Genomic DNA, 23443 nt, shown 5'->3' with positions numbered 1-23443 from the left:
TGTGTGCCGGACTGCGCACAAAGCCGACCGGGTCGTGGCACGGGGCGCTGGGATTGTCGATCACTGAGGCAAGACCCATCAGCGAAGCCGCCTTGACGACTGTGTTGGTTCCGCGGGAGCGGCGCTCCGGGGAGACCCGGGTGGCGGCCACCCCTGAGACCGTGAAGCGCCTGCTGGCCCGGGGGGCACGGGTCTGGATCGAAGCCGAAGCCGGCCGGGCGGCCGGCTACAGCGATGCGGCCTTCAACGAAGCGGGGGCGGAGGTGTTCCCCACCTCCGAGAGCCTCGAGCGCTGGCGCCAGGCCGATGTGGTTCTGTCGGTGCAGGCACCGCTGCTGAGCTCGGAGGGGGTGATGGTCGGCTGGAGGCCCTGCCGGCGGGCAGCCTGGTGCTGGGCCTGTTGGATCCCTACCGCAACCAGGCCCTGATCGACCAGCTGGAACTGGGCCGGGTGTCGTCCCTGGCGCTGGAGCTGCTGCCGCGGATCAGCCGGGCCCAGGCGATGGATGTGCTCTCGTCCCAGGCCAACATCGCCGGCTACAAGGCCGTGCTGCTGGCCGCCGCAGCCCTGGATCGCTTCTTCCCGATGCTGATGACAGCGGCAGGCACGGTGCAGCCCGCCAAGGTGGTGGTGCTGGGCGCCGGCGTGGCGGGCCTGCAGGCGGTGGCCACGGCCCGCCGGCTCGGAGCGGTGGTCCGGGTGAGTGATGTGCGCCCCGCCGCCCGCGAACAGGTGGAATCGCTTGGGGCCCGGTTCATCGAGCCACCCCAGCTGGAGGAGGCTCCTGGTGAGGCGGGGGGCTATGCCCGTGAGGCCGGAGCCGTGTTCCAGGAGGCCCAGCGCCAGATCCTCGCCAAGCAGCTCGAGGACGCCGATGTGGTGATCTGCACGGCCCAGGTGCCCGGTCGGCCGGCACCGTTGCTGATCACCGAGGAGATGCTGGCGGGGATGCGCCCGGGGTCGGTGGTGGTCGACCTGGCGGTGGCCCAGGGGGCAACTGCGCCTCCAGCCGGGCCGACGCCGAGGAGTGGGTGGGCGGAGTGCTGGTGATCGGGGCGGGCAATCTGGCGGCCACGGTGCCCCAGCACGCCAGCGCGCTCTACGCCCGCAACCTGGCCGCCCTGCTGGAGGTGGTGCTCAAGGAGGGCACGATCCACATCGATCCGGAGGATCCCTTGCTGGACCCCTGCCTGCTCACCCATGGGGGCCTGCCGGCGCCCCGATCTACGTCCCGCCCGCACGGAGGCCACAGCATGAGCGAAACGTTTTCCCTTTCCGAGGCCCTCTGGGTGCTGCTGCTGGGCAGCCTCCTGGGCTTCGAGCTGATCGGCAAGGTGCCGCCCACCCTGCACACGCCCTTGATGTCGGGGGCCAACGCGATCAGCGGCATCACTCTTTTGGCGGCCCTGGCCCTGATCGGTCAGGCCACGACCCCGGCCCTGCGCCTGGTGGGGGCGGTGGCGCTGGGCTTTGCCCTGTTCAACGTGGTGGGAGGTTTCCTGGTGACCGATCGGATGCTGGCGATGTTCCGCCGTCGGGGGCCGGCCTCATGAGCCACCTCGCGATCGATCTGGGGGCGGTGCTGCTGCTGGCCCTGGGGCTCAAGGGACTCTCGCGGATCCGCACGGCCCGCTGGGCCAATGGCCTGGCGGCGGCGGCGATGGGCCTGGCGGTGGTGGGTCTGTTGCTCGACCAGGGCCTGGCCGGCTGGCCGTGGATGCTGTTGGGGCTGGTGCTGGGCAGCAGCGTGGGTGCCGTGGTGGCCTACAAGGTGCCGATGACCTCGATGCCGGAGGTGGTGGCCCTGTTCAACGGCTGTGGCGGTGTGGCCTCGCTGCTGGTGGCGCTCGGCGCTTCGGCCCTGCCCACGCCCCTGGGCCTGCTGGCGGTGTTGTCGGTGCTGGTGTCGGTTCTGGTGGGCTCGATCACCTTCAGCGGTTCGATCGTGGCGATGGGCAAGTTGCAGGGATGGCTGCCGACCCCCGGCTGGATGCTCCTGCCCCAGCGCCATGGGGTCAACATCACCCTGGCCCTGCTCGCTCTGGCCAGTTCCGTTCTGGTGCTCAACGGTCTGCCGGCTGGTCTGCCGGCGCTCACGGTCTTCTCCCTGCTGCTCGGGGTCGGGCTCACCCTGCCCGTGGGCGGCGCCGACATGCCTGTGGTGATCTCGCTGCTCAACTCCTATTCCGGCGTGGCGGCGGCGGCGGCGGGCTTCGTGGTCGGCAGCCAGCTGCTGATCGTCGCCGGCGCCATGGTCGGGGCGGCCGGGCTGATCCTGACCCAGGTGATGTGCACGGGCATGAACCGCTCGCTCACCTCGGTGCTGTTCGGCGGTGCCCTCGGCGGCGGCGCCACGGCCAGCGGCGACGACGGCCAGGGCTACACCTCGGTCACCTCCTGCAGCGCCGAGGAGTGTGCCCTGACCCTGGAGCAGGCGGAGCGGGTGGTGTTCGTGCCGGGCTACGGCCTGGCGGTGGCCCAGGCCCAGCACGGGCTCAAGGAACTGGCCCGGCTGCTGGAGCAGCACGGGATCGAGGTGAGCTACGCGATCCACCCGGTGGCGGGGCGCATGCCCGGCCACATGAATGTGCTGCTGGCGGAGGCGGATGTGCCCTACGAGCAGCTGATCGAGATGGATGTGATCAACCCCGATTTCCCGCGCACGGATGTGGTGATCGTGCTGGGGGCCAATGACGTGGTGAACCCCCAGGCCAAGAACGATCCCAGCAGCCCCCTTTACGGGATGCCCGTGCTGGAGGTGGATCAGGCCCGTTCGGTGTTCGTCGTCAAGCGCAGCCTGGGCTCGGGCTATTCCGGGATCCGCAATTCTCTGTTCGAGCTGCCCCAGACCTCGATGGTGTTTGGCGATGCCAAGCAGGTTCTGCTAGCTCTGACCCAGGAGCTGCGGGCGTTGGGTGTCGGCAAACAGGCGGTGGGAGCCTCCTCCTGAGGGGATTGCGGCCCGTCTGGGCCTGGGGGAGTTCCGCCAGCGGGCCCCCTGGTGGGGCGCCGATCTGCAGACCCTGCGCGACAGCCTGCGTCAGCCGACCCTGCAGCCCGAGCATGGTGAACCCTTTGAGCTGCCGATCGGCGGCGGCGACCGCCTGCTGGCCCTGCTCGATCGGCCCGCCACGGCACCGCGGGCGCTGGTGCTGCTCACCCCGGGCCTGGGCGGCTGCAGCGAAGGGCAGGGGGTGGGACGGCTGGCCCTGAGCCTGCAGGGGGCGGGTCTGGCGGTGGTGCGGCTCAACCTGCGGGGGGCCGGGCGAGGGCGGCCCCTGGCCCGGGGAACCTACGCCGCCCAGGTCAACCGCGACCTGGCGCCGGTGCTGGTCTGGGCCCGCCAGCTCGCCAGCCGGCTGGGCCCCTCCCCTCCCGTCCGTTGCCGCTGCTGGGGGCGGGTATCTCCATGGGCGGAACCCTGCTGCTCAATGCCGTGCTGGATCCGGAGTTGCGGCCCCAATCCCTTGCCACCGCCCAGCCTGTGCTCGATGGCCTGGTGACGATCAGCAGCCCCCTGGATCTGATCGCCTGCTCCCGGTTCATCGATCGCCCGCGCAACCGCCTCTACATCAACTGGCTGTTGCGCGGCCTGCGCCGCCAGACCCTGGCTGATCCCCATGGGGTGACCGAGCAGGAGCGCTCGGCCCTGGCCCATGTGCGCACGATTCGCCAGTTCGATGCGGCGATCACCGCCCCCGCTGGGGCTACGACTCGGTGGAGCACTACTACGCCGAGGCCAGCCCGTTGCGGCGCCTCACCGAAGAGCTTGAGGCGACCGCAGCGATGGGCTCGGAGGCCGGCGCCGACGCCGGGCGGCTCCCCCGACCCTGGTGATCCACGCCGACGACGACCCCTGGGTGCCGGCGGCCCCAGCCCGGGCCCTGGAGCAGGCGGCCACCGCCCGCCCGGAGGGACCGCTTCAGGTGGTACTCACCCGGGGCGGGGGCACAACGGTTTTCACGCCCCGGGCGGCTGCTGGAGCGACCGGCTGGCGACCCGCTGGTTGGAGCACCTGGCCCTTGGGGACGCCTGAGCTTCCCCTGATGAACGCTCAGTCGCTGGGGGGCTCGAGGCGCCCATCGGCCTCCACCAGCCGCCCGATCAGCAGAGCCCTGGTTTCGGGATGCCCCGACACCGTGAGCTGGCCATTGCTGGCCCACCAGTTGAGCCGCTCGCCGCTGTCGAAGACGAATTCTTCGAAGGGACCCTCGTGCAGCCAGTGGCCCGGTTCCCCGAGCACGGCCACCAGTTCCTTGAGCTCCTGCAGGGTTCCCGGGAAGTTCACGCGCGGAGCTGGATCGAGGCCATGTCGGAGCCTACGGCGATTCGACGGCAGGGAAGGCGGCGAAGGGGTGCGGCGCAGCACCCATTCCTCCACCACCCGGCCGCCGATCAGGTGCTCGCGCACGATGCGCTCCAGCCGCTGGGCGGTCGCTTCGCCGTACCAGATGCCCTCGGGCCAGACCAGCAGGATCGGCCCGCCGCTGCAATGGCGAAGACAATCTGCCTTGGTGCGCAGCACGATCCCCCGGCGCGCGCGGGATTCTCCAGATCCAGCTCGCGCACCAGGGCCTTGAGCCGCTCCCAGCTGGCGGCCCCCACGGCGGGGTCGCAGCAGGTGGGGCGGCTGGGGGTGGCGCAGAGCAGCAGGTGGTGCTGGATGACCATGGGGCCCTTGGCCGTTTCACCGGGCAAGGCCATCAGGCGGTGATCAGCTTGGCGGGGGCAGTTCCGGCGGTCTCGCGCACGGCGGCGCGGGCCCAGGCGTCAACGGCGAGCACCTCCTCCAGGCTGGGGTCGCTGCGCAGATCGGGGCCGTGGCGTTCGCAGGTGTGCTCGATCAGTCGCGGGATGTCGAGGAAATGGATCTGCTCCTCGAGGAACAGGGCCACGGCCTGTTCGTTGGCGGCGTTGAGCACCGCCGGCATCGTGCCGCCGGCGCGGCCGGCGGCGTAGGCGAGCTGCATGCAGGGGTACTTGGCCCGGTCGGGGGCGCGGAAGCTCAGGGTGCCCACTTCCGTGAGGTCAAGGCGACGCCAGGGGGTTTCCAGGCGCTCGGGCCAGCTGAGGCAGTAGAGGAGCGGCAGCTTCATGTCGGGCCAGCCCAGCTGCGCCAGCACCGAGGAATCGCTCAGCTCCACCATCGAGTGAATGATGCTCTGGGGGTGGACCACGATCTCGATCTGGTCGTAGCCGAGGCCGAAGAGGTAATGGGCCTCGATCACCTCCAGCCCCTTGTTCATCAAGGTGGCGGAATCCACGGTGATCTTGCGCCCCATCGACCAGTTGGGGTGGCTGGTGGCGTCGGCCACGGTGGCCTTGGCCAGATCGGCGGCGGGCCAGTCGCGGAAGGCACCGCCGGAGGCGGTGAGCTGGATGCGGCGCAGGCCCGGGGTGGGCACACCCGTGGAGAGGCGGGCCGTGTCGGCCCAGGGGGTGCCCTGCAGGCACTGGAAGATGGCGGAGTGCTCGGAATCGGCCGGTAGTAGGCGGCTGCCGCTCTTTTTGAGTTCGGGCAGCACCACCGGGCCGGCGGCGATCAGGGTTTCCTTGTTGGCCAGGGCCAGATCCTTGCCGGCGCGGATCGCCCCAAGGGTGGGCAGCAGGCCGGCGCAGCCGACGATGCCGGTCACCACCAGATCGGCCGAAGGCCAGGCGGCCGCGGCGCACAGGCCCTCGGGCCCCCGAGCAGCTCCGGCAGCGGCTCGGGGCGCTGGCCGGGCTCGAGATCCTGCAGCCGCTGGCGCAGGGCCGCCACCAGCTCGGCGTCGGCCAGGGCCACCACCTCGGGGCGGTGCTGGAGGATCTGCTCGATCAGGAGATCGAGGTTGCGGCCGGCCGTGAGCGCCACCACCTTGAAGCGCTCGGGAAACTCCGAGGCCAGCTCCAGGGTCTGGGTGCCGATCGAACCGGTGGAGCCCAGCACGCTGATGGCTTTCACGGGATCGAGCGCGCGGTTGGCGCCTAGTGTCCCACCGTTGATGGTGCCCTGGACCATGCTCTGGCTGAAGCGCTGGAACTTCATCGAACGGGCCAAGCTGGAACGGGAGCTCTGGGAGGCCTTTGAGCGGGGGAGTCGATCGAGGCGCTGCTGGAGGCCTGCCCCGCCGACGATCTGTTCCGCCGAGAGGTCTGGAGCACCACGGTGGTGCGCATCCGCCGGATCGAGGCGCTGATGGCTGGGAAAGGGCCCACCTCTGCCGGAGCCGCCGCCGAGGACCCGAACGTTTCTCGATGAGCGATCAGGAGCAGCGACCGTTGCCGGCGGTGTTGTTGCTGGCCTATCGGCGCCCTGACACCACGGCCCTGGTGCTTGAGGCCCTGCGTCAGGTGCGCCCCCGCGCCTTTTCGTGGCCTGCGATGGGCCTCGCCCCGGGGATCCGGCCGAAGCCCAGGCCTGCGCCGCCACCCGAGCTCTGATTGAAAGCGAGGTGGACTGGCCCTGCGCGTGTCATTGGCATCTGCGCAACGAGCACTTGGGCTGCCGCCGCGGGGTGAGCGAAGCGATCAGCTGGTTCTTCGAGCAGGTAGAGGAGGGCATCATCCTGGAGGACGACATCGTGGCTTCACCGCGCTTTTTTCGTTCTGCTCGGAGCTGCTGGAGCACTACCGGAACGACACGCGGATTGGGGTGATCAGCGGCAGCAATTTCCAACCCCAGCGCCCCCGCGACGGGGCCAGTTACTACTTCTCCCTCTACAACCACGGCTGGGGCTGGGCCAGTTGGCGACGGGCCTGGGCGACCTATGACGCCGAGCTGGAGGGCTGGCCTGCCTTCCGCGATCAGGGTTGGCTGGAGGACTTGGGTGGGAAGCGTTTCGCCCGGTACTGGAGCCGCTGCCTGGAGCGGGTGCATGGCGGAGAGTGCGATACCTGGGACTACATCTGGACCTACAGCTGCTGGCGCCAGGGCCTGCTCACCTGTCTGCCGGCCGTGAACCTGGTGACCAATGTGGGCTTCGGCCACCCCCAGGCGACCCACACCAACACGGGATCCACGCCCCATGGGTCGATCGGCGATCTGGAGGCGCCCCTGCGCCATCCCGCCCAGTGCTTGCCAGATGGACGGGCTGATCGTCATACCTTCCTCACCCAATTCCAGCCGCCCCTGGCGCTGCGGGCGCTCGGTCGATTGCGTCGGCTGCTGGCCTGACCTCACCTCAAGGAGCGGTAGAAGCTGCGGTAATCCGCCACCATTCGCTCCAGGCTGAAATGGTGACTTAGCTCAGCGGCCTGGGTGCGGGACAGGCGCTCACTCGGCCGGGGGAGTGGGCCCGCAGAGGAAAGGGCTGATCTCCACTGGTCGGGGTTCTGGGGGTCCAGCAGCTCCACGAAGGACCCGCCGATTTCCCGGTGAACGGCCAGATCCGAGGCCAGCACGGGGGCATCGCAGGCCAGGGCTTCGATCAAAGGCAGGGAGAATCCCTCCGCCAGGCTGGGCACCAGCACCGCCCTGCAGTGGCGGTAGAGCCAGGCCAGCTGGGCATCGTCGGGGTTGAGGGTGCGCACGCGCCCCTGGAGGCCCCGCTGGCGCATCTGGTGCCGCTCCCGCCGGCTCAAGGGGCCGCCGCCCACCAGCACCAGGTGCTGGGGCAATGCGGCCAACACCTCGAACAGCGCCGTGGTGTTCTTGAAGCCGCCCCGACGACCGACGAAAAGGTGGAACGGCTGAGCGGGGACCCCGGGGCAGGGTCGTGGGGTGAGATCGAAAAAGCGGGTCCCGTGGTGGATCACCCGGGTTCTGCCGGCCAGGGCTGGGGCGAGGGTGGCCAGGTCGGCGGCGCTGCTGGCGCTGACGGCAACGATCGCATCGCTGGCTTCGAGCCAGGCCCGCTTCTGCACCCGGTGGCCCCCGCGCCCCAGGGGGGCCAGCTGCGGCAGGCGTTCGGGGGTCATGTCGTGGAGGGTCGACACCAGGGGAAGGGAGCCCCCGCGGAGGGGCCGCACCCAGGTAATAGGTGGCATGGAGCAGGTCCAAGCCGCCCAGGGCCACCGTTGGCGCCCAGGCTTCGCTTGGCGCTGGGTCGAGCCCTAGACGGCCCAGCAGCTGAAAGACCTGGATCGGCAGCCGGAGCAGGCCTGGAGCCCGAAGGTGCTGGTTACCGTGGAGACGAAACGTCAGTCGGACGTCAAGTTCAGCGTTGGGGAGGCCGGCGATCAGATCGGCGAAACAGCGGCTGATCCCTCCCTGCCTCAGGAGTCGGAAGATCTGATGATCGAATCCGATCCGCATCACAATTTCTGTTGGATCAGACCCTTTCTTACTGGTGCTCAATGTCAAATCTATGTTAAGTCCAGCGGGGGTGCTGGAGGGGGCAATGACCTTGAAGCCACAGGTCTTGATGAGTGTTTTGACGATCTGTCGTGACAACTCTGAAGCCTTGAGCGAAACGCTGGATTCGATAGCGAGCCAGCGGTTTCCAGAGTGGAGAGCTTGGGTTGGAGGTGATCGTGGTTGACGGCTCCGAGTCCCTTGGCTGTTTCCATGAGACAGAGCGGCACCGGCCGCAGCTGGCCCAACAGGGGTGGCAGATGCGCTGGATGGAGCGGCCCGCCCGCGGCATTTATGACGCCCTCAATGCGGCTTTAACCCTTGCCAGGGGCCGATGGTTGCAGGTGCTGCCTGCGGGTGATCTTTACGCCGATGATCGGAGTCTTGAACGACTGCTGGCCCATGGCCGGCGGCGGTTGGATGCCGGACGCCCCCCGGCGGCGGTGTTCGGTCAGGCTTGGGTGGAGGTGCCGGGCCGCCCCCTGCGCTGGCTGACGCCCGATTCACGCGTTCGTTCGATGACCGCCTGGTTGGGGCGGATGGTGCCCTGCCATCAAGCTTTTTGTTCGATGGCGACTGGGCCCGGGCCCATCCCTACCCCGCCGACAGTTCGATCTATGGCGATCGGCCGGTGATGCGGGCCGCCCTGGCCGCCAGCGGCTCTGAGGCCTACCTGGCGGAGCCCGTCTGCCGCTTCAGGCTTGGGGGGTCTCCAGTGGACTGCCCGGTGGCCGCGAACTCCTGCGCCGCTGGCGGGATCCAGCTCTGGGGCGTAGCGGCCGTGTCAATGAGGCCATCAAGGCCTTGGTGCGCCCCCTCGCTGGGGGGTATCCCCACCTGATGCGCGCCAGGGCCGCCTGGATGGGGTGGCGCTACTGATGCCACGCCTCTCGATCGTCACCCCGTTCCGCAACGCCGAGGTGTTCCTTCCGGACCTGGTGCGCACCCTTCAGCAGCAGACCTTTCGCGACTGGGAGTGCCTGTTGGTCGATGACGATTCCGAGGACCGCAGCGCCGAGGTGTTGACCCGCTGCATTGCTGGCGATCGCCGCTTTCGGCAACTGCCCATGCCTGCAGACGCTTCCAGGAGAGTTGGCCAACGCTTGCCTGCCCGGCCCCGCAACCATGGGCTGGCGCATGTGGGCAGTCCACTGGTGGCCTTCCTCGACTGTGACGACCTCTGGCACCCCCGCAAGCTGGAGCATCAGTTGGCCTTCCACCAGGCCGGGGGGCTAGATCTTTCTGTGACCGCCTACGGGCGCTTCCGGACTTTGGGACAGCCCCTGCTGGCGGTGCGCTGTCCACCGGAGCGGTTGGTCTTGGAGCAGATGCGCCAGTCCAATCCGATTCCCATGCTCACGGTCCTGGTCCGCGCTGAGCTGCTGGAGGGGGGTTCCCACTGGTCCCCCATGAGGACTACCTGCTCTGGCTGAACCTCCGGCGCGACCATCCGGATCTGCGCTATGGGGTCTTGCCGTCGTTGCTGGCTTTTTACAGGCTCCACGACGCCAACCATTCTCGCCATCTTTTTCAGGTCACCGCCTGGACCTATGGGGTCTTCCGCCACCACGGGCTGGACCACGCCGCCGCCTTGCGTCAGTTGATGCTCTGGGGATCCAGGCATGCCCTGCAGGTGGTGTCTGAGCGCCGTCTGGTGCCTCCCCCTGTCTCGATCACCTCGCCCCTCAATGCCTTGCTGGGGGGCACCCCTGGTGGCCTCTCTGTTTGCCCAGGTCTGATGGGGCTCCCAGACCGCTCCGCAGGCCCGCTCTGGGGGCGGCTCTGGCGTCAGCTGGGCCGCCGCCGCCGGAGGCAGCTGGCCCTGGCCTCCGGCCTGATGCTGTTGAGCGGCGCCCTGGAGATGGTCTCGGTGGCAGCGGTGGCGCCGTTGCTGGTGGGGCTGATGCAGTGGGGCCAGGGGGCGCGGATCTGGGTGGCCTGGCTGTTCTGTGGGGCGGTGGTGGCTGCGGCCCTGGTGCGCCTAGCCAACCTTCAGGTGACGGCCCAGCTGGCGGCAGCCATTGGCGCTGACCTGGGGGAGGCGGCTTTCCGCCGCACCCTCGGGCGGCCCTACGGCGAGCATCTGCTGCTGGATGGAAGCCGGGTGGTGGCGATCCTGGCGCCGCAGCAGCGGCAGCTGATCACCCAGGTGCTCCAGCAGGGCCTGCAGCTGGTGAGCGCCACCCTGTTGGCGGTCGCGATTGTGGGGGTGCTGGCAGCCCTGGCCTGGCAGGTGTTGCTGCCGGTGGCGCTGGTCGTGGCCGTCAGTTACAGCCTTCTCACCCTCGCCAGCCGGGCCCGCTTGCGCCGCCAGGGGCGTGAGGCCGTGGGCTTGCAGCGGCAGCTGATCCGATTGATTCAGGACAACCTGGCGGCGATTCGTTCGCTGCTGCTGCGGGGCGGTGCCGAGACGGTGGCGGCGGGGTATGGGGCGATCGAGCGACGCATGCGCCGTCTTGAGGCTGCCAATTCCGTTCTTACCGCCCTGCCGCGCTACCTGCTGGAGCCTCTGGGGATGGTGGGCATCGCCTTCACCGGTCTGGTGCTGCTGGCGCGGGGCCAGACACCGCTCCAGGTTTTGCCCACCCTGGGGCTACTGGCGTTTGCGGCCCAGCGATTGCTGCCCCTGAGCCAGCAGATCTGGGTGGGCTGGGCCTCGCTCACCTCCGGCACGGCCCTGCTGGAGGATCTCCTGGGCCTGTTGGAACGGCCGGAGATCCTGCCGCGGCCGCCGCTGACAGCGCTGGAGGACTGGCGGCGCGTGGCCCTGGAGGGCGTGAGCTTCGCCTATGCCCCCGAGGCTGGTCCAGTGCTCCTTGGTTTCGAGCTCCAGTTGGATCGTGGGGAGTGGCTGGGGCTGTGGGGTCCGTCGGGGGCGGGCAAGAGCACGGTGCTGGATCTGCTCCTGGGACTGTTGCCCGCTGATCGGGGGCACCTGCGCCTGGATGGGGCGATCCTCGAGCCCGAGTCGCTGCCCCTGCGGCGTTGGCAGGCGGGCCTGGCCCATGTGGGTCAGGCGGTGCCCCTGGTGGCTGGAACGGTGGCGGCCAATGTGGCCCTCGGCGCCGGTGAATCAGGGCTGGAGCTCGCTCAGCTGGCGGCGCTGGCCGAGCTCACGGGTCTGACGGAGCTGCTGGGGCGGGAGGTGGGTGGAAGCGGGGCGGAGCTTGAGCGGGGGCCAGCGCCAGCGGGTGGGTCTGGCCCGAGCCCTGGCGGCACCGTTGTCGCTTCTGGTGCTGGATGAGGCCACCAGCGCCCTCGACCTGGAGGCGGAACGGCAGCTCTTGACCCGCCTGCGGGTGGCGCGCCCCACCTGACACTGTTGCTGGTCAGCCACCGCCGCGCCAGCCTTGAACTCTGCGACAGGGTCCTGGACCTGAGGGCAAGCCATGGCTGAACTGGAGCCGCCCTCCCGGGTTCAGCTGGCGCTGCGGGCAGCCTCGCTGTTGCTTCTGTTCCTGGTGTCGGCGTTCGCAGGAGGTTGGTTCCTCTACGGGATGGTCCAGGTGTTTTCGGGCTCGTTCACGCTCATGCCGTCCCCGCCTTCGCCGGAACGACAGCCGCGTCTCGGGGAGACCCTACGGGCCCCTGAGCGTGGGCGGGCTGACCCCAATCGCTAGCGTTAGGCCTCAGCGGAAGTTAACGCCGGTGTGGATCGAGGTCACGGCCCGCGCCCAGCTCCCGGTCTACGGCTGCTCCACCCCGGTGAGGTTCCGGTTCACCGACGGCCAGATCGATGAGCAGCGGCTGGCCATCTGCGACGTGGTGGCCACCGAGCGTTTCTTCTGGAAACTGGAGGCCAGCCCGAGCGTGATCGAGGCGCCCGAGGCGGCCTCGCCGATGGAGCTGACGTTCCGGGAGGTGGGGGAGCGCACGGCCCGGCTGGGGATGGTGCGCCAGCTCAGCGCCGACGACCCCTTCACCCTCTACGACGATCCGCTGGTGCTGCAGCGTGAGCTGGAGCAAAGCGGCGTGGAGGCCACCGAGCGGATCTGGAACCGCTATCGCCGTTTCCTGCAGGATCGCGAGCGGCCCCTGTTCGCCGCCCATCCGCTCAGCAGCCGCCACTACCCCCAGGGGGTGCGGCCGGAAGGCGAGGCGCTGGAGATGATCCGCTGGTTGGCGCCATTGGCGAACCAAGGGGCCGTGGCCGAGGTGCCTCTGGTGAGCGTGATCGTGCCCTGCTACGGCAAGTTGCCGGTCACCCTGCGCTGCCTGGAGAGCCTGCTGGCGGAGCGCACGTATCAGCGCCACTCGCTCTGCCGGGTGGAGCTGGTGGTGCTCGATGACGCCTCCCCCGACGGCTCAGGTGCCCAGCTGGCCGCCCTCGATGGCCTCGGCCCGATTCGGGTGCTGCGCAATGCCGAAAACCTCGGCTTTCTGCGCACCTGCAACCGAGGCGCCGCCGTAGCGGAGGGCGATTACCTCTGCTTTCTCAACAACGACACCGTCGTCACCCACGGTTGGCTGGAGGAGCTGGTGGACAGCTTCCGCCTGTTCCCCGGCACCGGCCTGGTGGGCTCGATGCTGCTTTACCCCGATGGGCGCCTGCAGGAGGCGGGGGGATTGTGTGGCGTGACGGCAGCGCCTGGAACTATGGCCGCGGCAGCGATCCGCGCTCACCCGAGGTGCGCTTCGCCCGCGATGTGGATTACGTGTCAGGGGCCTCGATCGTGGTACCCACGGCCCTGTTCCGGGAGTTGGGGGGCTTCGACAACCGCTATGTGCCCGCGTACTACGAGGACACCGATCTGGCCCTTCAGATTCGCGAACGCGGTCTGCGGGTGATCGTGCAGCCCAGCTCGCGGGTGATCCATTTCGAGGGGGTGAGCGGCGGCCGTGATGAGGAATCCGGCGCCAAGCGGCACCAGGCACGCAACGGCCAACTGTTCCGGCGCAAGTGGGCCGAGCGGCTGGCGGGCCATGCCCCCAACGGCGAGAACCCGCTGATCGAGCGCAACCGAGGCCGCATCGGCCGGTTGCTGGTGCTGGAGATGACCACGCCCACGCCCGATCAGGACGCCGGCTCGCTCTACATGTTCAACATCCTGATGGCGTTGGTGCAGCTGGGCTACGACGTCAGCTTCATCGCCGTCGACAACCTGCAATTCATGCCGGAGTACAGCAGCGCCCTGGAGCGCCTTGGCGTGCGGGTGCTGGTGCATCCCCATCTGAGCTCGGTGGCCGAGCACCTGGAGGTGGAGGGCAGCAGCTACGACGGGCTGCTGCTGGCGCGGCCGGAGGTGGCGGAGCGCTGCCTGGAGGCGATCAAGCGCCACGCCCCCCATGCGCGGTTGATGTATTACACCCATGACCTGCACCACCTGCGCATGGAGCGCCAGCGGGCGCTCGATCCGTCTTCGGTGAGCGAGGCCGCGATGGCGGCGATGCGGGCCCTCGAGAAGGAGATCGTGGATGTGGTGGACGGGGTGCTCTACCTCAGCGAGACGGAGCAGCGGGAGGCGGAGACGCGGCTCGAGCCCCGTGGGAGGGGTTATGTGCTGCCGCCGGTTGTGGAGTCTGAACCGGGGCCCAAGGGCTTCGCGCAGCGCTCTGGCGTGGTGTTCATCGGCGGCTTTGGCCACCCGCCGAACACCGATGCGGTGCTGTGGTTCGTGTCGGAGGTGATGCCGCTGCTGCGGGCTGCCGGGGCGGGCATCAGCTTCCACGTGGTGGGCTCCAATCCGCCCCAGGAGGTGATCGATCTGGCCGGCCCCGATGTGGAAATCCACGGCTATCTGGCCGACCTGGAGCCGTTCCTGGGGGACCGGCGGCTGGCGGTGGCGCCCTTGCGTTACGGGGCGGGAGTGAAGGGCAAGATGCTCACCGCCATGGCGGCGGGACTGCCGATCGTGGCCACCACCATTGCCGCCGAGGGGCTGGCGCTGCGCCATGGGATCACCTTCCTCAAGGGCGACGACGCCGGGGCCCTGGCTGCGGCGGTGCTGGAGCTGTATGGCTCCCAGACCCTCTGGGAGGAAGTGCGGGAGGCGGCCCTGGGCCATGGGCGCAAGGGCTGGGGCGGCGTGGCTTGCCGGGAGGCGCTCTGGCGGATCTGCGCTGATGTGGGCCTGCCGGCCCCCGCGGACGACGCCCAGCTGGGGGAGGCGCTGACCTACAGGCCGGAGCTGGTGCGGCGTCTGGGGGGCGATGAGCTTGTGGCCTGTTACAACCTCCGGCAACTGGCCTGAGGTTGATGGGTCAGGGCAGAAGGGGCAGCCGGTCGGCGGGTTGATCCTTCAGCCGGGGGTTGGCCCGGTCCTTGGCCGAGAGCTGCAGCGGCGCGCCGGCCTCCAGGGTTGGCCAGGCGATCGCCAGATCCGGGTCATCCCAGGCGATGCCCTGTTCCGAAGGGGGTGGTAGTAGTCGCTGCAGAGGTAGCAGAAATCGGCCAGCGCGCTGAGCACCAGAAAGCCGTGGGCAAAGCCGGGCGGCACCCAGAGCTGGTGGTGCTGCAGGTCATCAAGCACGGCCCCCACCCACATACCGAAGCTGGGGGAGCCGTGGCGCACGTCGACGGCCACATCGAAGACGCTGCCCCTGGCGCAGCGCACAAGCTTGCCCTGGGTCTGCACCAGTTGGTAGTGGAGGCCGCGCAGCACGCCGCGGCCGGAGCGGCTCTGGTTGTGCTGCAACAGGGGCGGGATGCCGGCCGCTTCCAGCTCCGATTGGCGCGCCGTTTCGACGAAGAAGCCGCGTTCGTCGCCGAACACCTTGGGCTTGAGCAGCAGCACCTCGGGAATGGACTGGGGAATGATCTCCATGGGGGTGCGCTGTGGGATCTGCTGGTGGTCTCAGCCGAGCTGGCCGGCGTACTGGCCCGCGAGGTAGGTGCCGTATTCGGCAGAGAGCAACGGCTCCCACCAGGAGCGGTTGGCCAGATACCAGGCGACCGTGCGGCGCAGGCCTTCGGCCACGGTGACCTGGGGCTCCCAGCCCAATTCATCACGGATGCGGGAGGCGTCGATGGCGTAACGGCGATCGTGGCCGGGGCGATCGGCGACGAAACGGATCAGCTTGCGGCTGGGGGAAACGGGCAGCGCCATGCCTTGCTCAGGCGCCTGCTCATCGACGAGGTCGCAGAGCTGGTGCACCAGATCGAGGTTGCTCACCTCGTTGTTGCCGCCGATGCAGTAGGTGCGGCCTAGTTCACCCGAGAGCAGGATGCGCTCGAGGGCGCGGCAGTGGTCTTCGACGAACAGCCAGTCGCGCACGTTGGAGCCATCGCCGTAGACCGGAATCGGACGGCCCAGGAGGATGTTGATCAGGGTGAGCGGGATCAGTTTTTCGGGGAAGTGGAAGGGCCCGTAGTTGTTGGAGCAGTTGCTCAGCAGCACCGGCAGGCCGTAGGTGTGCTGCCAGGCCAGGGCGAGGTGATCGCTGGCGGCCTTGCTGGCGGCGTAGGGGAGCGGGGGGCATAGGCGGTGGTTTCGCAGAAGGGCGGATCGCTGGGTCCGAGGCTGCCGAACACCTCGTCGGTGCTGACGTGCAGGAAGCGCCAGGCCGCGGGCGAGCCGGCGGCGAGCCAATGGGCGCGGAACGCCTCCAGCAGCGTGAACGTGCCATTCACGTTGGTGGAGAGGAACGCCCCGGGGCCGCTGATCGAGCGATCCACGTGCGATTCGGCCGCCAGGTGGGCGATGTGGGTGATGGCGTGCTCGGCCAGGAGCGCGTCCACCAGGGCGCGATTGCCGATGTCGCCCTCCACGAAGTGGACGGCGCCGTTGGCAATCAGCGGTTCGATCGTGGCCCGGTTGCCGGCGTAGGTGAGTGCATCGAGCACCACTAACTTGTCGTGTGGATGGGCGGCGGCCCAGTGGTGCACGAGGTTGCCGGCGATGAAGCCGGCGCCGCCGGTGATCAGGAGGTGACGCGTCATTGGGCGACGGAGAGTGGAAGGTTGGGGCTGGCGGGGTTCACATCAACCGACTGCAGCTGGGGCCTGAGCACCAGATCCATGGCCTCCATCGGGATCGCCCCCAGCAACACCTCATCGGCCAGCACCACTTCCCGCTGCTCAAGGGTTTCGAGCTGGAGCTGGATCACCAGGTGCTCGGGGATGCAGAGATGCACCGCGCCCGTGTCCCCCAGGGCGGAGACCGCCACGGGCTGGAGTTCGGGTCTTGTGGGGTTGGCCAGTTGAAGGTCGGCGCGAATCAGACCCATCGAAGCAGGGGTGGTGGATGGGTTCATGGTTCCCCGGCCCAGGCGCTCAGGCATTGGCGCAGATCCTCGCGCCAATCGGGCAAGGGAAGCCCAAAGGTGGTCTGGAAGCGGGTGCCATCGAGGCGGGAATTGGCGGGACGGGCCGCCGGGGTGGGGTAGGAGCTGGTGGGGATGGCGCTGAGTTCGGGGGAGCGCTCCAGCAGGCCCAGCTCCAGCGCTTGCCTGAAGATCTCAGCGGCGAAGCCGTGCCAGCTCACGGCCGGCTGGCCGCTGTAGTGGTAGGTGCCCCAGGGGAAGGGGCGGCCATCGGCGAGAACCCCGGCGCTGGCGGCTTCAGCCAGGGTCAGCAGGGTGCTAGCGATCGCGTCGGCGCTGGTGGGGCCGCCGATCTGATCGGCCACCACCGACAGCGCCGGGCGCTCGGCGCCCAGCCGCAGCATGGTGCGCACGAAGTTGGCGCCCTCGAGGCCAAACACCCAGCTGACTCGCAGCAGCAGGTGCGGCCCTCCGGCGGCCCGCAGGGCCTGCTCGCCGGCCAGCTTGCTGGCCCCGTAGACCCCCAGGGGCCCGGTGGGGTCGTCCTCCTGCCAGGGGCGCTCGCCACTGCCGTCGAAGATGTAGTCGGTGGAGAGGTGCAGCAGGGGGAGGTTGCGCTGGGCGCAGGCGGCCGCCAGCAGGCCCACGGCGGTGGCGTTGATGGCCTCGGCCAGCTCCGGTTCGCTTTCGGCCCGATCGACGGCGGTGTAGGCGGCGGCGTTGAGCACCAGGGCGGGCTGGTGCTGCTCCAGCAGGGCCTCCAGCTGGGGGGCCAGCACAGGAGCGGGGGCGGCCAGATCGAGCTCGGGCCGCCCGGCCATCACCAACGGCCGATCCGGCAACAACTGGGGCGCCAGGCGTTGGACGGCCGAAGCCACCTGGCCGGAGCGGCCGATCAGCAGCAGGGGGCGCTCAAGGCTGACTCTCCTCGATCAGCAAGCTCTCCAGGTAGGCCCCATAGCCGGATTTGCGCAAGGGGGCCGCCAGGGCGGAGAGGGCTTCGCCATCGATCCAGCCCTGGCGCCAGGCCACCTCTTCGGGGCAGCCGATCTTGAGGCCCTGGCGTTTTTCGAGGGTGCGGATGTAACTGCCGGCCTCATGCAAGGAATCGCAGGTGCCCGTATCCAGCCAGGCCATGCCGCGTCCGAGCAGCTCCACCTGCAGCTGGCCGGCGTCGAGATAGAGGCGGTTGAGGTCGGTGATCTCCAGCTCGCCTCTGGCGGAGGGTTTCACCTGCTTGGCCAGCTCCACCACGCGGGAGTCATAGAAGTAGAGGCCGGTGACGGCGTAGTTGGAGGTTGGTTTGGCGGGTTTCTCCACGAGCGAAGTGACGCGCAGATCCCCGTCGAAGCCCACCACGCCATAGCGCTCAGGATCGGCGACGCGGTAGGCAAACACGGTGGCCCCATCACAGCGGGCGCTGGCGGTTTGCAGGCCACCGGAGAAGTCGTGGCCATAGAAGAGGTTGTCACCGAGCACCAGGGCGGCGGGCCTGCCGGAAAGGAAGGCTTCACCGATCAAGAAGGCCTGGGCGAGGCCATCGGGGCTGGGTTGTTCGGCGTAGCTGAGCTCCAGGCCCCAGGCCGCTCCGTCGCCGAGCAGATCGCGAAAGCGGGGCAGATCCACGGGCGTGGAGATGATCAGGATCTCGCGAATCCCCGCCAGCATCAGGGTGCTGAGCGGGTAGTAGATCATCGGCTTGTCATACACGGGCAGCAGCTGCTTGCTCACCGCCTGGGTGATCGGATGCAGACGGCTCCCGGTGCCGCCGGCCAGGATGATGCCGCGGCGCCCACTGGGGTTGGCCTGGGGGAGGGCATCGAGAGTGACAGGGCAACCGGGCCATTGTCGAGTGACGTGGTCCTGCAGCGCGTTTGGGTGTGCTTCTTGCCCTTCCGGACCATCGCAGCTGACCCGACACCCACGCCGTAACGCTTCAGTTCCCCCGCTGGATCATCGCTTCAAAGCCCGAAGTGCCGGCAGATCAACCAGGGAACGATCAGCGCCAGGCCGACCGTGAGTGGCGCCCCGTAGCGGGTCATGTCGAGGAAGCGGTAGCGGCCCGGGCCGAAGACCATCAGGTTGGTCTGGTAGCCGATGGGGGTAAGGAAGCTTTGGCTGGCGGCGAACAGGATGGCGAAGATGAAGGCCATGGGCGGCAGCTGCAGCCCCTTGGCGATCTCAGTGGCGATCGGCATCAGCAGCACCACCGTGGTGCCGTTGCTGAGCGCTTCTGTGAACAGCTGCGCGAGGATGAACACCACCAGCAGCACGCCGTAGGTGGGCCAACCCTGCAGGGAATGGAGCAGATCAGTGGCCATCGCTTCGGCCAGGCCAGTCTTCTGCATCGCGACGCTGAAGGAGGAAAGCGACCCCAGCAGCAGAATCACATCCCAACGCACGGAGCGTTGCAGCTCACCGGGTTTCAGGCAGCCGGTGGCCACCATGATCACCACCGCCAGGGTGACGGCGGCCATCAGGTTGAGCAGCTTGAACAACGGCAGCAGGATCACCAATGAGGCCACGATCACCGCCACCCACTTGCGATCGGTGGTGGGCAGGTCCTTTTCGAGTTCATCGAGCAGCACAAGATCGTTGTTGGCCTGCATGCCGCGGATGGCGTCGATGGGGGCCTGGAGCAGCAGCACATCCCCGGCCTGGAGCACCACCCGCCCCAGACGCTCGCGCAGCACCTGGTTGCCTCTGCGCACCGCCAGCAGGGTGGCGTTGTAGGTCTGGCGAAAGCGCAGGTCACGCACGCTGGTGCCGGTGATGGTGGAGCCATTGGGGAGCAGCACCTCGACCACTCTCTGGGAGGCGATCGGCTGGTTGCCGGTTGGGCCAGGCTCCCCAGCGCCCGCCTTGATCGGGGCGAGGGTCACGGTGTGCTCCTGCTGCAGGCGCAGCAGGTTCTCGCGGTTGCAGCGCAGCATCAGCCGATCGCCGGCCTCAAGGGTGAGATCAGCCAGGGGAGCTGTGAAGCTCTCCTCGCCGCGATGGAGCTCGAGCACATCGACATCGAAGCGCCGCTGCAGGCGGCTGTTGTGCAGCGACTGGCCCACCAGCTCGGATCCTTCTGGAACGAGCACATCAGTGAAGTAGCCGGCACGGGCCAGGTCGCCGAGCAGGTCGTCATGGTCGAGGCCGCGGTCGGGCAGCAGGCGATCAGAGGCCCAGAGCATGTAGAGGGATCCCAGCAGCCAGATCGGGATGCCGATGGCGGAGAAGCTGAACAGTTCCAGCGAGCCGTAGCCCAGCTGACGGCTCACATCACTGGCAAGCAGGTTGGTGGAGGTGCCCAGCAGGGAAATGGTGCCCCCAGCACCGTGGCGAAGGAGAGCGGCAGCAGCACCTTCGAGGGGAGACGCCGCGGCGGTGGCACCAGCTCTCGATCACCGGCAGCAGGGTGGCGACGATCGGGGTGTTGGGGATGAAGCCCGAGAGCGGCGCGACGACGCCCACCATCAGGGTGATCATCCGCTGGGGGGTGCGCACAGCATCGGAGCCGATCAGGGCGCGCAGCCGATCGAGGCCGCCGCTGCGGAACAGCCCGGCCGAGACGGCGAACAGACCGATCAAGGTGATCAGCGCCGGACTGCCGAAGCCCTGCACCGCCTCATCGGGTTTGAGCACCTTGAAGGCCACCAGCAGGGCCATGGCCAGCAGGCCCGTCACCTCCGGCGCCAGCCAGCCGGTGACGAACAGCACGATCGCGCCGGCGAACACGCCCAACGTGATCAGGCCCGCCGGCTGGGAGGCCGCTTCCAGGAAGGCGCTCATGGGCCAGGACACTCCAATGCGGCTGTTGTTGAGTCTTGAGGCTTCTCATGGACCGCCCCTGGAGGCCGAGGAACAACGTACCGCTCGGAGCTGATTCTTCCAGGGGAGGGGAAGATCCCGACGCACCTGATCGTCGCAGCACGGTGGTGACGCGCAACCTCCGGCTTTTCACGCCCCCAGGGGTGCCGACATTGAACCCATGGACACGAGGGCCGCACTCCCCTGTTTGCCGATGGGCAGATCGCGGCGATTGCGGCCACTCAGGAACTGGTGCTGGCCACACGCAACGGGGGCGACTTCAGTGCCTTTGAGGGCTTGAAGGTTGTGAGCTGGCCTTGCAAACCATGAGCACCACTGCCGAGGTGCCTTACAAAGCCAGCGGCACCTGGAGCAAGGCCGAATCGCTACACCTGAACGGTGGCCAGGCTCGAGCGCAGGGGCACTCCGGATGGCTTGACCATGCTTTTGAGCGTGCCTGGAGCGAGGTCGTCGCTTGGCTTTCCAGCAACCGTCATGCGCCCAGGCTGGCTGGAAGGCTTGAACGGCCGGCAGCACCCGCCTGTGGCCCCGGGCCGGCAACGAAGCAGCCCGGCTGCTATGAACCCCTGCGGGGGTTAACTTGGTTTTATGTCCCGTAGGGGATAAGCTGGATCTATTCCTTTCAGGGGATGAGCTTTGTCCCATGTGGCCCGCCTTCCATCACAGCTGGGCGTCTTGCTGCGCAGTCGCCGCAAGGAGCTGGGGCTGTCCCAGCAGGAGGCCGCAGTTCGAGGCGGCTTGCAGCAGAAGACGGTGTCGTCCCTGGAGAACGACCCACAGCGCTGCACGATCGACAGCCTCTACCGCCTGATGGCCGCGTTGACGGTGGAGCTTGTGCTCCAGCCCCGTGAAGCCCCGGTGCGGAGCGCAGGAGACGACTGGTAGCCATGGCACGTCCTCGGTTGGGCCATGGTCTTGACCTGTGGATGAACGGCGAGCTGGTGGGGCACTGGCAGGTGACGTCCACCGGCGGGCACCGTCTCCACTACGCCGCCAGCTGGCTGAGTTCACCCCGTTGCCGCCCGATTTCGCTCTCGTTGCCCTTGCTGCCTGAGGGCCAGGCCCATCACGGGGCCGTGGTGGAGAACTACTTCGAGAATCTGCTGCCCGACAGCCGCGAGATCCGCCTGCGCCTGCAAGAGCGATTCTCCACCAGCAACGGCGGTGCCATGGCGCTGCTGGCGGCGGTTGGGCGCGACTGCGTGGGCGCCCTTCAACTTCTACCGGAAGGTTCGCCAGCGCTGAAGGTGCGTGTGATCGAGGCCGAGCCCCTCGATGAGGCCGGGGTAGCCAGGCAATGCCGGCTCGCGGTGCAGGGCAAGCCCCTGGGCCAGAACGATGGGGAGGCGTTTCGGCTGTCGCTGGCTGGAGCCCAGGAGAAAACAGCGTTCCTCCGCCATGGCGACCAGTGGTGTGTACCACTGCGTGCAACGCCATCCACCCACATCTTCAAGCTGCCTCTGGGCCGGGTGGGAGTGGAGGGGCTTGATCGTTCCCTTTCGATTGAGAATGAGTGGCTGTGCGGCCGGATTGCCGCAGCCTTTGGATTGCCGGTGGCCGCGAGCAGGATCGCCTGTTTCGAGGACCAGAAGGTGCTGGTGGTCGAGCGCTTCGACCGTCGCCTGGCCCGCGATGGCAGCTGGTGGTTACGTCTGCCGCAGGAGGACTGCTGCCAGGCGCTGGGGATACCACCAGGACTCAAGTATCAGAGTGATGGGGGGCCAGGCATCGCTGATCTGATGACGCTGCTGCGCGGCAGCCTGGCCCCCAAGAGGATCGGATGCAGCTGTTCCGTTCTCTGCTGCTGTTCTGGCTGCTGGCCGCCATTGATGGGCATGCCAAGAACTTTTCCCTGATGCTGGGTGCTGGCGGAGCGTTTCGGCTCACACCTCTCTACGACGTGATTTCGGCCTACCCAGTGATCGGCAGAGGCGCCAACCAGCTGGCTCCCCAGAGGGTGACCATGGCAAGACAGTGGGGCATCGACCCTCAGGCAGCGACGCAGGCGATGGTTGAGATGGTGACCGCCACGACCGATGTGATGGCTGAAGTGACCAGCACCATCCCCGCCGGCTTTCCGAGTTCGGTGGCTGATCCGATTCTGGGCGGTCTGGAGGATGCCGCCCAGCGACTCTCCAAGGCCCTGGACTTAGGCACAAAGACGGAGGAGAGCCTCAGCAGCACGCCTGATACGTAACCGGGAGCACCGCGACTCCGGCCACTGGCGGGTGCCGGTGCCGATCGCCCGCTTCGTGGAGAAGCCCGATCTCGCCACGTCCGAGCCGTTCCTGGCGGCGGGACGCTTCACCTGGAACAGCGGCATGTTTCTGTTCCGTGCCAGCGCGATCCTGGCGGAACTGGAACGAAGTGCCCTTGCCCGCCCAACGGGGCGCTGGATCTGACCTCCATCCTCTGGCGGAGACCAGGCCGCCAACGCGAAGGCGGCTTCATGACCATGAGATCTCTCTGCCGAACGGCTGCTGAGCGTGGATGGGGGAGTGGCGTGTCGCTGGGGGCGGCAGCTGGTTCACAACCCGTGGATGCCGTCAGTTTTTGCCATAGGTGGCGACGTGATCTGGGGACATCGTCAGCAGGCCCAGGACGTCACCATCGCGATGGGCCGTAGCGCGGCGTCATGGGCTGATGCGTAGGGAATACACGGCGTTGATGTCATGGGGCGTTTGGATGCTCGTGATCCTCTCCCACCTGATGCCAGGGTGAGGTACGGCTGATTCCACGTCAACTGGCGAATCTTGTTCAGGATGTCCAGTGCGGCCTGGCGTTCAGGCTTCTGCCGTTTCAAATGCTGCAGTGTCAACAGATGCTCTTGAAACACCGGATTGTTCAGATCCAGCCTGACCTTTGCCTCAGGTGGTGTCTTCTGGCTGATGGCTGGCTGACCATGCGATCGCGGTTTCCAGGTCTGCTGCCGCTGCTGCCCCATGCAGCCAGCGTTCATTGTCAGGAATCACAGTCGCGATGCGCACGATCCAGACACCAGGCTCGCTTTCCTCATCGTGCGGCACGAACGGCACGGGTGTGCGTGCGCGTGCGGATCAGGTGGCGTCGACGTCTTTCCGCGGCGGTGAATCCATGGGGTTGTGCGAGCTGCGCTACCGGTATCGGATCCTCCAGCGTCCGCATGG

At 68.1% G+C, this 23443-nt stretch carries 19 protein-coding genes and 9 pseudogenes; 18 read left to right on the top strand and 10 right to left on the bottom strand.

The genetic code is table 11. The features are described 5' to 3' along the window. Nucleotides 1-92: 92 nt before the first annotated feature. From AAF143_RS16125 to AAF143_RS16105, 5 genes and pseudogenes are all read left to right on the top strand, one after another. Nucleotides 93-1258: pseudogene (locus AAF143_RS16125) on the top strand (NAD(P) transhydrogenase subunit alpha). Further along, entirely contained in the window at nucleotides 1255-1554 is a 300-nt protein-coding gene (locus AAF143_RS16120; protein WP_255009921.1) for an NAD(P) transhydrogenase subunit alpha, read from the top strand. The pseudogene AAF143_RS16125 and the gene AAF143_RS16120 overlap by 4 nt, the downstream one beginning before the upstream one ends. Continuing rightward, nucleotides 1551-2951, top strand: a complete 1401-nt coding sequence (locus AAF143_RS16115; protein WP_255009923.1) for an NAD(P)(+) transhydrogenase (Re/Si-specific) subunit beta — start codon at nucleotides 1551-1553, stop codon at nucleotides 2949-2951. The genes AAF143_RS16120 and AAF143_RS16115 overlap by 4 nt, the downstream gene beginning before the upstream one ends. After that, nucleotides 2917-3504 (top strand): hypothetical protein, encoded by a 588-nt coding sequence (locus tag AAF143_RS16110; RefSeq protein ID WP_414027376.1) that lies wholly within the window; start codon nucleotides 2917-2919, stop codon nucleotides 3502-3504. The genes AAF143_RS16115 and AAF143_RS16110 overlap by 35 nt, the downstream gene beginning before the upstream one ends. Continuing rightward, nucleotides 3411-4037, top strand: coding sequence for a hypothetical protein (locus tag AAF143_RS16105; protein ID WP_414027375.1), 627 nt, complete (start codon nucleotides 3411-3413; stop codon nucleotides 4035-4037). Before AAF143_RS16110 ends, AAF143_RS16105 begins: the two co-directional genes overlap by 94 nt. Before the next feature lie 315 nt (nucleotides 4038-4352). Here AAF143_RS16105 and AAF143_RS16100 read toward each other — a convergent pair. Both AAF143_RS16100 and AAF143_RS16095 read right to left on the bottom strand, forming a co-directional pair. Continuing rightward, nucleotides 4353-4672, bottom strand: a pseudogene (locus AAF143_RS16100) ((2Fe-2S) ferredoxin domain-containing protein); the annotation flags it as partial. Nucleotides 4673-4704: 32 nt separating this feature from the next. Beyond that, nucleotides 4705-5945 (bottom strand): annotated as a pseudogene (locus tag AAF143_RS16095) (1-deoxy-D-xylulose-5-phosphate reductoisomerase). Between the two features lie 55 nt (nucleotides 5946-6000). On the opposite strand from AAF143_RS16095, the pseudogene AAF143_RS16090 reads away from it, so the two are divergent. The 3 genes and pseudogenes from AAF143_RS16090 (at nucleotide 6001) to AAF143_RS16080 (ending at nucleotide 7157) form a co-directional block, all read left to right on the top strand. Next, a pseudogene (locus AAF143_RS16090) lies at nucleotides 6001-6242 on the top strand (hypothetical protein). Beyond that, nucleotides 6239-6424: a hypothetical protein gene (locus AAF143_RS16085; protein ID WP_414027374.1), complete on the top strand. Its 186-nt coding sequence runs from the start codon at nucleotides 6239-6241 to the stop codon at nucleotides 6422-6424. Before AAF143_RS16090 ends, AAF143_RS16085 begins: the two are co-directional and overlap by 4 nt. A gap of 211 nt (nucleotides 6425-6635) precedes the next feature. Then, nucleotides 6636-7157, top strand: coding sequence for a hypothetical protein (locus AAF143_RS16080; protein ID WP_414027373.1), 522 nt, complete (start codon nucleotides 6636-6638; stop codon nucleotides 7155-7157). A 2-nt stretch (nucleotides 7158-7159) separates the two neighbouring features. Here AAF143_RS16080 and AAF143_RS16075 read toward each other — a convergent pair whose 3' ends face one another. Then, nucleotides 7160-7951: a glycosyltransferase family 4 protein gene (locus AAF143_RS16075; RefSeq protein WP_414027372.1), complete on the bottom strand. Its 792-nt coding sequence runs from the start codon at nucleotides 7949-7951 to the stop codon at nucleotides 7160-7162. Nucleotides 7952-8096: 145 nt separating this feature from the next. On the opposite strand from AAF143_RS16075, the gene AAF143_RS16070 reads away from it, so the two are divergent. The 7 genes from AAF143_RS16070 to AAF143_RS16040 all read left to right on the top strand — a co-directional run bounded on the left by AAF143_RS16070 (nucleotide 8097) and on the right by AAF143_RS16040 (nucleotide 14467). Beyond that, the gene (locus AAF143_RS16070; RefSeq protein ID WP_255010101.1) at nucleotides 8097-8372 is read left to right on the top strand and encodes a hypothetical protein; all 276 of its coding nucleotides are present in this window, start codon (nucleotides 8097-8099) and stop codon (nucleotides 8370-8372) included. Nucleotides 8373-8838: 466 nt separating this feature from the next. Further along, a complete protein-coding gene (locus AAF143_RS16065) occupies nucleotides 8839-9117 on the top strand; it encodes a hypothetical protein (protein WP_414027371.1) in 279 nt (92 codons plus the stop codon). A gap of 25 nt (nucleotides 9118-9142) precedes the next feature. Next, entirely contained in the window at nucleotides 9143-9709 is a 567-nt protein-coding gene (locus AAF143_RS16060) for a glycosyltransferase family 2 protein (RefSeq protein ID WP_414027370.1), read from the top strand. 47 nt (nucleotides 9710-9756) lie between these two features. Further along, nucleotides 9757-11520 (top strand): ATP-binding cassette domain-containing protein, encoded by a 1764-nt coding sequence (locus AAF143_RS16055; protein WP_414027369.1) that lies wholly within the window; start codon nucleotides 9757-9759, stop codon nucleotides 11518-11520. Then, nucleotides 11468-11593 (top strand): hypothetical protein, encoded by a 126-nt coding sequence (locus tag AAF143_RS16050; RefSeq protein ID WP_414027368.1) that lies wholly within the window; start codon nucleotides 11468-11470, stop codon nucleotides 11591-11593. Before AAF143_RS16055 ends, AAF143_RS16050 begins: the two co-directional genes overlap by 53 nt. 331 nt (nucleotides 11594-11924) lie before the next feature. Further along, nucleotides 11925-13064 carry a glycosyltransferase gene (locus tag AAF143_RS16045; protein WP_414027367.1) on the top strand — a complete coding sequence of 380 codons (1140 nt, stop codon included), beginning with the start codon at nucleotides 11925-11927 and terminating at the stop codon, nucleotides 13062-13064. 206 nt (nucleotides 13065-13270) lie between these two features. Beyond that, nucleotides 13271-14467 (top strand): glycosyltransferase, encoded by a 1197-nt coding sequence (locus tag AAF143_RS16040; protein ID WP_414027522.1) that lies wholly within the window; start codon nucleotides 13271-13273, stop codon nucleotides 14465-14467. A 10-nt stretch (nucleotides 14468-14477) separates the two neighbouring features. On the opposite strand, the pseudogene rfbC reads toward AAF143_RS16040, so the two are convergent. From rfbC to AAF143_RS16010, 6 genes and pseudogenes are all read right to left on the bottom strand, one after another. Beyond that, nucleotides 14478-15040: pseudogene (gene rfbC, locus AAF143_RS16035) on the bottom strand (dTDP-4-dehydrorhamnose 3,5-epimerase). A gap of 30 nt (nucleotides 15041-15070) precedes the next feature. Then, a pseudogene (gene rfbB / locus AAF143_RS16030) lies at nucleotides 15071-16155 on the bottom strand (dTDP-glucose 4,6-dehydratase). Beyond that, complete coding sequence (locus tag AAF143_RS16025; protein ID WP_255009952.1) at nucleotides 16152-16469, bottom strand: clan AA aspartic protease; 318 nt, start codon at nucleotides 16467-16469, stop codon at nucleotides 16152-16154. The pseudogene rfbB and the gene AAF143_RS16025 overlap by 4 nt, the downstream one beginning before the upstream one ends. Continuing rightward, a complete protein-coding gene (gene rfbD, locus AAF143_RS16020; RefSeq protein WP_414027521.1) occupies nucleotides 16466-17374 on the bottom strand; it encodes a dTDP-4-dehydrorhamnose reductase in 909 nt (302 codons plus the stop codon). Before rfbD ends, AAF143_RS16025 begins: the two co-directional genes overlap by 4 nt. A 16-nt stretch (nucleotides 17375-17390) precedes the next feature. After that, nucleotides 17391-18260, bottom strand: a complete 870-nt coding sequence (gene rfbA, locus AAF143_RS16015; RefSeq protein ID WP_414027520.1) for a glucose-1-phosphate thymidylyltransferase RfbA — start codon at nucleotides 18258-18260, stop codon at nucleotides 17391-17393. A gap of 179 nt (nucleotides 18261-18439) precedes the next feature. Further along, nucleotides 18440-20258: pseudogene (locus AAF143_RS16010) on the bottom strand (SLC13 family permease). Between the two features lie 714 nt (nucleotides 20259-20972). Between AAF143_RS16010 and AAF143_RS16005 the strand changes: the two are divergent. The 3 genes and pseudogenes from AAF143_RS16005 to AAF143_RS15995 form a co-directional block, all read left to right on the top strand. Further along, nucleotides 20973-21182, top strand: coding sequence for a helix-turn-helix domain-containing protein (locus AAF143_RS16005; protein ID WP_409995663.1), 210 nt, complete (start codon nucleotides 20973-20975; stop codon nucleotides 21180-21182). A gap of 2 nt (nucleotides 21183-21184) precedes the next feature. Continuing rightward, nucleotides 21185-22494: pseudogene (locus tag AAF143_RS16000) on the top strand (type II toxin-antitoxin system HipA family toxin). Between the two features lie 34 nt (nucleotides 22495-22528). Then, nucleotides 22529-22669: pseudogene (locus tag AAF143_RS15995) on the top strand (sugar phosphate nucleotidyltransferase); the annotation flags it as partial. A gap of 495 nt (nucleotides 22670-23164) precedes the next feature. Here AAF143_RS15995 and AAF143_RS15990 read toward each other — a convergent pair. Further along, nucleotides 23165-23332, bottom strand: a complete 168-nt coding sequence (locus AAF143_RS15990) for a hypothetical protein (RefSeq protein WP_414027366.1) — start codon at nucleotides 23330-23332, stop codon at nucleotides 23165-23167. Between the last annotated feature and the right edge of the window lie 111 nt (nucleotides 23333-23443).

The organism is Cyanobium sp. ATX-6F1 (assembly GCF_047395825.1).
GTDB lineage: Bacteria > Cyanobacteriota > Cyanobacteriia > PCC-6307 > Cyanobiaceae > ATX-6F1.
Note: the sequence above shows the minus strand (reverse complement) of the source record. Positions and strands in the feature narration are given on the sequence as shown.